The 7,951-nt window shown below is 62.9% G+C and carries 5 protein-coding genes and 1 pseudogene; all 6 read left to right on the top strand.

Annotation, left to right across the window (positions count from 1 at the left end):
* A pseudogene (locus NKJ06_RS33275) lies at positions 1-495 on the top strand (cell division protein FtsZ); the annotation flags it as partial.
* Positions 496-776: 281 nt separating this feature from the next.
* Positions 777-1,727 (top strand): UDP-3-O-acyl-N-acetylglucosamine deacetylase, encoded by a 951-nt coding sequence (gene lpxC, locus NKJ06_RS33270; protein WP_352631683.1) that lies wholly within the window; start codon positions 777-779, stop codon positions 1,725-1,727.
* 263 nt (positions 1,728-1,990) lie between these two features.
* A complete protein-coding gene (locus NKJ06_RS33265) occupies positions 1,991-2,860 on the top strand; it encodes an outer membrane protein assembly factor BamD (RefSeq protein ID WP_023757017.1) in 870 nt (289 codons plus the stop codon).
* Between the two features lie 223 nt (positions 2,861-3,083).
* A complete protein-coding gene (gene recN / locus NKJ06_RS33260; protein WP_352812148.1) occupies positions 3,084-4,757 on the top strand; it encodes a DNA repair protein RecN in 1,674 nt (557 codons plus the stop codon).
* A gap of 169 nt (positions 4,758-4,926) precedes the next feature.
* Entirely contained in the window at positions 4,927-7,131 is a 2,205-nt protein-coding gene (gene ligA / locus NKJ06_RS33255; protein ID WP_352631686.1) for an NAD-dependent DNA ligase LigA, read from the top strand.
* A complete protein-coding gene (locus NKJ06_RS33250; RefSeq protein ID WP_352631687.1) occupies positions 7,128-7,832 on the top strand; it encodes a DUF2461 domain-containing protein in 705 nt (234 codons plus the stop codon). The genes ligA and NKJ06_RS33250 overlap by 4 nt, the downstream gene beginning before the upstream one ends.
* Positions 7,833-7,951: the final 119 nt, after the last annotated feature.

Raw genomic sequence — 7,951 nt, 5'->3', positions numbered from 1 at the left:
GATTTCCGCCCGCAGAGCAAGATCTTCCAGGCGCCGCCAGCACAGCCGATGCCGCAGCCGGTGGTCCAGCAGATGCAGCCGGCTCCGCAGCCGCGCGAGATGCTGCGCGAAGCCCCGCAGCCGGTTGCCATGGCGCCGCAGCGTATGCCGCGTGTCGAGGACTTTCCGCCCGTCGTCAAGGCCGAGGTGGATGCCAAGAGCCGCCCGACCGACCACGAAAACAACAGCGGGCCGATGGGCCTGCTGAAGCGCCTGACCAACGGCCTGACCCGTCGCGAAGAAGAGCCTGCACGGCTCCAGCCGGCGCAGCCGCGCGAACCCAAGCTGCGCCAGGCCGCACCCGAAGTGCGCCGTCTCGCCAGCCAGGATGCGCAGCTCTACGCGCCGCGCCGTGGTCAGCTCGACGATCAGGGCCGCCTGACACCGCAGGTGAGGGCGACTCAGGAAGACGATCAGCTGGAGATTCCGGCGTTCCTGCGCCGCCAGGCCAACTGATTGGTAAACGGACTGTAACATTTGTTAACAGGCAAGCGAGGGATCGCTTGCCTGTTAACGTTTTAAGGGGTGTAATTTCAAGCACTTACTAAGTCGTGCCCATTCCAGTTTGCGGTTACACAGAGTAAGAAACCGTGATTTGGAGTCTCCCTGACGGGACATTATCTTCGCCGCCTACCATCGTCGGTTTGCTAGGATTTCGGGGGAAGTCGCCCTGCTTGCCGATTCACACAAGAGCCGCGCCCTCGGGCTGGAGAAGCGGACCTAGGCATTACGGGCTTATGGGGATTGTCTTGCACGACTATCAGACGACATTGAAGACGCGCGCGTCGCTTACCGGCACCGGCGTCCACAGCGGCAAGGAAGTTTCCATCAGCTTCATGCCGGCGGATGCCGACACCGGCATCGTTTTTCAGCTTTTCAGCGGTGCGGAGCAGGGCCGCGAGTTCCGGGCCTTGGTCTCGGAAGTCGGCGCCACCGACTTGTGCACCATGCTTGGTGATCCCGCCGGCGAGCACATCGCCACAGTCGAGCACATCATGGCTGCGTTGCTCGGGCTCGGTATCGACAATGTCGCAATCGAGATCGATGGTTCCGAGGTTCCGATCTTCGATGGCAGCGCCATGGCGTTCGTCGAAGCCATCGACCAGGCGGGCATCGAGACGCTGTTGGTCAAACGGCGCTATATCAGGGTCATCAAGCCGGTCCGCATCGAGAATGGCGCCTCGTGGGCAGAGTTCAGGCCCTATGACGGCACCCGTTTCGAGATCGAGATCGACTTCGAAAGCCCGGCAATCGGCCGTCAGCTGTTCGCGTCCGACCTCAATGCCGATATTTTCCGCCGCGACATTGCGCGCGCCCGCACCTTCGGTTTCATGAAGGACGTCGAGCGGTTGTGGGCCGCCGGCTACGCGCTCGGCTCCTCGCTGGAGAATTCGCTGGTGATCGGTGACGACAACCGCGTGATCAACATGGGCGGCCTGCGCTATCCCAATGAATTCGTGCGCCACAAGACGCTGGACGCCATGGGCGACCTGGCCTTGGCCGGCGCCCGCTTCATCGGCTGCTTCCGTTCCTATCGCGGCGGCCACAGGATGAATGCAGCGGCACTGCGCCGCCTGCTGTCGGATCGCACCGCGTTCGAAATCGTCGAGACGACACGCCGGGAGCGTGGCCGCAGCGCCGAGATGAACGCTGTCAACGCGCCGCTCTACGCGCCCTGGATGATCTGATTTTTTAATTTTTCTAGGGTTCCATGAGGTATGACGCGTGTTGCAGAGATGCATCACCTGTCAATGAAATTGCATGGATATTGAAGCTGTGTCCCGCCGCCACAAAAATGCGCGATTGGCCGGAGATAGCGTTGCCGGGCAAGGCGGTAATGGTTTATGGCTGCTGCCGTCGATTAGTGCATGGCGCTCAAAAGTGGGGACCAGTTTTGAGACAACGGCGTGCAGCGGACTTTAAAATAACGCCGAAAGGGCGGAATCCAATCATGTTCTTCAAGCGAGTCGGTCAATCGAAAGCGCCGCAGAGGGCTGTTTTCCTGGCGCTTTCGGTGGTTGTTCCATCGCTGTTCCTGTCGGCCTGCATGTCGTCGGAAAAAGATATCGACCTGTCGACCTATGTCGACCAGACCGAACCGGCCGATGTTCTCTATAATCAGGGCCTTGCCAATCTCAACGCCGGACGCCTGCAGGAGGCGAGCCGCAAGTTCGACGCGGTCGACCGCCAGCACCCCTATTCGGAGTGGGCCCGCAAATCGATGGTGATGGGCGCTTTCGCCGATTATCGCCAGGGCAATTATGACGAGGCGATCGGCTCAGCCAAGCGCTATCTGACGCTCTATCCGTCGACCGATGACGCTGCTTATGCGCAGTACATCATCGGCTTGAGCTACTACCGCCAGATCAAGGACGTGACGCAGGACCAGAAGGAAGCGCGCCAGACCGTGCAGACGATGCAGGATCTGGTGACGCGCTGGCCGACCTCGGAATATGTCGACGACGCCAAGGAAAAGATCCGCTTCGCCAACGATCAGCTGGCCGGCAAGGAAATGCAGATCGGCCGCTACTATCTCGAGCGCCGCGAATACATCGCCGCCGTCAAGCGCTTCCGCACCGTCGTCGAGAACTATTCCAACACGCGCCATGTCGAGGAGGCGCTCGCTCGCCTGACCGAAAGCTATTACGCGATGGGCCTGACCTCCGAGGCGCAGACTGCCGCTGCGGTGCTCGGTACCAACTACCCCGATAGCTCGTGGTACAAGGATTCCTACAAGCTCTTGCAGAGCAATGGGCTTGCACCGCGCGAAAATGCCGGGTCGTGGATATCCAAGGCCGGAAAGATGATCACCGGCGCCTGATCCCAAGCAGACTTCGCGGACTTCGCCTACGCGCCGTCTGCTTGGTCTCCTGGTTTGTCGCAGGTTCTTGTCGAAAAACCGCACGATACTTTTGCGGAACCTGCTTGGAGCCATTCGGACCGAGCGTGTGTAGCGCTTTTTCGGATTGATCCGGTGCTCAAACAAAAAGATAGTGCGGCGCTGCGACTACAAATTTCGCGTGCCGTTCTAGATTCGGGTTCTGATGCTTTCCAGACTGTCGATCCGCGATATCGTCCTGATCGAGAAGCTGGATATAGACTTCCAGCCGGGCCTTTCCGTGCTGACCGGCGAAACCGGCGCCGGCAAATCCATCCTGCTCGATGCCTTGTCGCTGGCGCTTGGCGCGCGCGGTGACGCGTCGCTGGTGCGCCATGGTGCGGCGCAAGGCCAGGTCATCGCCGTCTTCGACGTGCCACGCAACCATCCGGCCCGCACCTTGCTTGCCGACAACGCCATCGAGGATGACGGCGACATCATCCTGCGCCGCTTGCAGACGGCGGATGGCCGCACCCGCGTCTTCGTCAACGATCAGCCTTCAAGCGTCACCTTGATGCGCGATGTCGGGCGGGCGCTGGTCGAGATCCATGGCCAGCACGATGAACGCGCTTTGGTCGATCCCTGCGCGCACCGCGAGGTGCTCGACGCCTTCGGTGGCCATCTTGGCGCCGTCCGCTCGACGGGCGAGGCATGGCGGCACTGGCGCGCCTGCGAGCAGGAACTGTCGCGACACCGCGCCAAGGTGGCGGCGGCCGCGCGCGAGGCCGACTATCTGCGCGCCGCGGTCGCGGAACTGACGAAGCTCGATCCGCAGCCGGGTGAGGAGACCGATCTAGCCGAATTGCGCGCGTCGATGATGCGGGTGGAGAAGATCGCCTCCGAAATCCATGATGCGCAGGATGTGCTGTCCGGCCCGTCCTCGCCCCTGCCGCAGCTGGCCAGCCTGCTGAGACGGCTGCAACGTAAGGTGACGGAGGCGCCGGGCCTGCTCGACGACGTGGTCAAGTCGCTCGACGAGGCGATGCTGTCGCTCGACGCGGCGCAGTCGGGTGTCGAGGCCGCACTGCGCGCCACCGAATATGATCCGCAGCGGCTGGAGAAGGCGGAGGAGCGGCTGTTTGCGCTGCGCGCGGCCTCGCGCAAGCACAGCGTCGCCGTCGACGACCTGGCGCAGCTGCGCGACACGATGGTCGCCGATCTCGCCGATCTCGATGCCGGCGAGGAGCGCCTGCACGGGCTGGAAAAGCTGGCCGCGGCGGCGCGCGAGACCTACGACATCGCCGCCGCACAGCTGTCCTCGCTTCGTCATGCGGCGGCCATCGGCTTGGCGAAGGCGGTCATGGCGGAATTGCCGGCACTGAAGCTCGAACGCGCCGCCTTTATTGTGGAAATGAAAAGCGAGGCCGAGAGCCGCATGGAAGAGGGCATCGACCAGATCGAATTCTGGGTGCGCACCAATCCAGGCACGCGGCCCGGGCCGATGATGAAGGTCGCGTCCGGTGGCGAGCTTTCGCGCTTCCTTTTGGCGCTGAAGGTGGCGCTTGCCGACCGTGGCTCGGCGCCGACGCTCGTTTTCGATGAAATCGACACCGGCGTGGGCGGCGCCGTCGCGGACGCCATCGGCCAGCGGCTGGCCCGGCTTTCGAAGCGCGTCCAGGTGCTGTCGGTCACGCACGCGCCACAGGTGGCGGCGCGCGCGGCGACGCATTTCCTGATCTCCAAGTCCGGCACCACCGACCGTGTCGCCACCGGCATTGCCGAGATGGACCGGCCGGCGCGGCAGGAAGAGATCGCGCGCATGCTGGCCGGCGCCACAATCACCGACGAGGCACGTGCGGCAGCGGAGCGGCTGCTGCGCGAGAATACCGGCGCTTCCTGACGGCGCTACTTCTCGATCGGGCCGCTTCTGGTCGGTGAAATTCGGCGTCCGAACAGAGTCAGCATATGGCTCCATCCCGCTGTTTCAGCGTGGTTTTGTCAGAATTCAGCTCCCTTCCATCCGAATCCTGATCTATTGTCCCGGGCCAACAGCAGCCAGGTGCAAAACCATGTCCGAAAAACCAGTCGATGCCCTGACCGAAAGCGAGGCCGAAGCCGAGCTGAAGCGTCTGGCGGAAGAGATCGCCGAGCACGACCGGCGCTACCATACCGAAGACGCGCCTGTTATCACCGACGCGCAGTATGATGCGCTGGCGCGGCGCAACCTTGCCATCGAGGAGCGCTTTCCGGCGCTGGTGCGCGAGGATTCGCCGTCGCTCAGGGTTGGTGCAGCCCCGGCGGAAGGCTTTGCCAAGGTGCGCCATGCGGTGCCGATGCTCAGCCTCGCCAAGGCCTATACCGACCAGGACGTCACCGATTTCATCGAACGCGGCCGGCGGTTCTTCGATCGCGACAAGGATCTCGACATCGCCTTCACGGCCGAGCCGAAGATCGACGGGCTATCGGCTTCGCTGCGCTACGAGAAGGGCGTGTTCGTGCAGGGTGCGACGCGGGGCAACGGTGCCGTCGGCGAGGACATCACCGCCAATTTGAGGACCATTGCCGACATTCCTTCGAAGCTGAAAGGCTCGGGCTGGCCCGAGATTATCGAGATACGCGGCGAGGTCTACATGACCTATGCGGAATTCGAGGCGCTGAAGCAACGCTCGGCGGCGGTCGGCGGCCAGGACTACGTCAATCCGCGCAACACGGCGGCCGGGTCGCTGCGCCAGAAGGATCCGTCCGTCACCGCCAGCCGCAACCTCAAATTCTTCGCCTATGCCTGGGGTTACACGACAGCGGATCCTGCTCCGACCCAGTATGATTCGGTGCAGAAGTTCGCGGAGTGGGGATTCAAGGTCAGTCCGCTGATGGTGCGGGCGAAATCGGCCGATGATTTGATCGCGCATTATCACCGGATCGAAGAGCAGCGCTCGGCGCTTGGCTACGACATCGACGGCGTCGTCTACAAGGTCGACCAATTGGAGCTGCAGCGCAGATGGGGGTTCGTCACCGGCGAACCGCGCTGGGCCGTCGCGCACAAATTTCCGGCCGAACAGGCGATGACGACCCTGCTCAAGATCGACATCCAGGTTGGCCGCACCGGCACGCTGGCGCCGGTGGCACGATTGGCGCCGGTCACGGTTGGCGGCGTGGTGGTCGAGAACGTGACGTTGCACAATGAGGACTACATCAAGGGCCTGGACAGTAGCGGCCAGCCGATCCGCGACGGCATCGACGTGCGCATCGGCGATACGGTGGTGATCCAGCGGGCAGGCGACGTCATTCCGCAGATCGTCAGCGTCGTCATCGACAAGCGGCCTGCTGATGCGGTGCCGTACGAGTTCCCGCATACTTGCCCAATCTGCGGCTCGCCGGCAACGCGCGAGATCAACGAGAAAACCGGCAAGGAAGATTCCCGCCGCCGCTGCACCGGCGAACTGATCTGCCCTGCCCAGGCGGTGGAAGGATTGCGCCACTTCGTGTCACGCGGCGCCCTGGACATCGAAGGCCTGGGTGCTGAAAACATCGACACCTTCTTCAATGCTGGCCTGATCAAGACGGCCGCCGATATCTTTACGCTCAGGGATCGTCGTCCGGCCGTCACCAGGGCGCTGGCCGAGCGGCGCGAAGAGCAGGCGAGGCAGCGCGAGGCCGCGTCGGGCAAGACGCGCAAGAATGTGCGCAGCGTCGAGGATCGCAACTACGAAGGACTCGACAAGCTGTTCGCCGCGATCGATTCGCGCCGCGAGCCGGAGCTCGACCGTTTCATCTTCGCGCTCGGCATCCGCCATATCGGCGAAACGACGGCCGCGGTGCTTGCCCGGACCTTCTCGACCATCGAGGAGCTAATCCGCGTCGGCAAGGAAACAGCGGCCGCTGCCGATCCGCACAGCGTTTTCCCGTCGGTCAACGGCATCGGCGACACGGTGATCGATGCACTGCGCGATTTCTTCGGCAATGAACGCAATGACGACGTGCTCGACGCGCTGCTCAAGCAGGTCAAGCCGAAGCCCTATATCGTCAACGTCTCGGCCGACAGCGAGGTCGCCGGCAAGACGGTCGTGTTCACAGGCTCGCTGGAGAAGATGACACGCTCCGAAGCCAAGGCGATGGCGGAGCGCCTCGGCGCCAAGGTCGCAGGCTCGGTTTCGGCGAAGACGGATCTGGTGGTGGCCGGGCCGGGGGCCGGCTCCAAGCTGAAGCTCGCGAGCGAACTCGGCATCGAGGTGATCGACGAGGACGCCTGGCTGGTGCGGATCGGCAAGGCATGACCGGACCGTTCAGCGGCTTCGGCCCCAAAGCCATTCCGTTCCTGAAGGCGCTGGATTTCCACCAGAGCCGCGAGTGGTTCCTGGAGAATCGCGACCTCTTCGAAAAGGATTTGCGCGATCCCTTCGGCGATCTGGTCGAGACGCTGACCGAGCGCTTCGCGAAGGCAGGGCTCGGCCTGCGCGGCGACCGCAAGAAGTCGCTGTTCCGGATCAATCGCGACGTGCGCTTCGCCAAGGACAAGCGGCCCTACAACAGGCATTTGTCGGCCATCCTATCGCCCGACGGCACCAAGATGGAGCAGGGCGTGTTCTACGTGCATATCGGGCTCGAGCGCTGCTTTGCCGACATTGCCTGGTGGCAGCCGGAGCCGGCGCTGCTGCTGGCGATGCGCAAAGCCATCGAGGCAAAGCCGGACAGGTTTCGTGCCCTGGTGGCGGCGTTGAAGAAGAACTGTCTTGAACTCGAGACGGAAGGCCGCATGAAGCGTACGCCACGCGGCTTCGAGCATATCAGCGATGCTGATCTGATCGCCGCCATCCGCAACCGGCATTTTGTCGTCCAGCATGTCATCGATCCGGCCGGAATCCATACGGCTGCGCTGGTCGACGAACTCGTCGATTTCACCTTGCGCGCCAAGCCGCTGCTCGACTGGGGCAGGGCGATCGAGGCCAAGGTTTCGGAGCATTTGGCCAACCCGTAGCCGTTTCGAATTTCAAGTCGAAGCGCTGGCCGATGCCAGGGGAATCGCTTCAGGTTAACGTTGATTTTTGACGGATGAGATTTTCGAGATAATCGGCGTTGAGATTGGCGAGTTTTCGT

Origin of the sequence: Mesorhizobium sp. M0293 (genome assembly GCF_040321735.1) — a bacterium.
Lineage (GTDB): Bacteria > Pseudomonadota > Alphaproteobacteria > Rhizobiales > Rhizobiaceae > Mesorhizobium.
This window is presented reverse-complemented; position numbering and strand designations above follow the sequence as displayed.

Excerpts from the sequence above, each read along its gene's own strand:
- lpxC (WP_352631683.1), top strand. The coding sequence starts at position 777 with ATGGGGATTGTCTTGCACGACTATCAGACGACATTGAAGACGCGCGCG.
- NKJ06_RS33265 (WP_023757017.1), top strand. The coding sequence starts at position 1,991 with ATGTTCTTCAAGCGAGTCGGTCAATCGAAAGCGCCGCAGAGGGCTGTT.
- recN (WP_352812148.1), top strand. The coding sequence starts at position 3,084 with ATGCTTTCCAGACTGTCGATCCGCGATATCGTCCTGATCGAGAAGCTG.
- ligA (WP_352631686.1), top strand. The coding sequence starts at position 4,927 with ATGTCCGAAAAACCAGTCGATGCCCTGACCGAAAGCGAGGCCGAAGCC.
- NKJ06_RS33250 (WP_352631687.1), top strand. The coding sequence starts at position 7,128 with ATGACCGGACCGTTCAGCGGCTTCGGCCCCAAAGCCATTCCGTTCCTG.